Raw genomic sequence first — 521 nt, forward strand, 5'->3', positions numbered from 1 at the left:
CCTGCGTCCGTGCCTGCGCCTGCGTCCGTGCCTGCGCCTGCGTCCGTGCCTGCGCCTGCGTCCGTGCCTGCGCCTGCGTCCGTGCCTGCGCCTGCGTCCGTGCCTGCGCCTGCGTCCGTGCCTGCGCCTGCGTCCGTGCCCGCGCCCGCGCCCGTGCCCGTGCCCGCGCCCGCGCCCGGGTCCGTGCCCGGGTGCGTGCCCGCGCCCGCGCCCGCGCCCGGGTCCGTGCCCGGGTGCGTGCCCGCGCCCGTGCCAGGGTCCGTGCCTGCGTCCGTGCCCGTGCCTGCGTCCGTGCCCGTGCCCGTGCCCGGTCCGGGTCCGCGGCTGTCCGCTCCGGGCAAGATCGTGCTCGAACGTGGATGTAGTGGCATCGGCGCGCGGGGATGCCACTACATCCAGGATCGAGCGCGATCTTGGCGCGCGGCGAGATCAATGAGGGAGATCCGCGCAACACCAGGGATGTTGTTGCCTCCTGCGCCCCCGAGGCGCCAACTTCCGGGAAGTTGCTCGGATCTTGGTGC

The organism is Micromonospora sp. DT53 (assembly GCF_049841535.1).
Taxonomy (GTDB): Bacteria; Actinomycetota; Actinomycetes; order Mycobacteriales; family Micromonosporaceae; genus Micromonospora.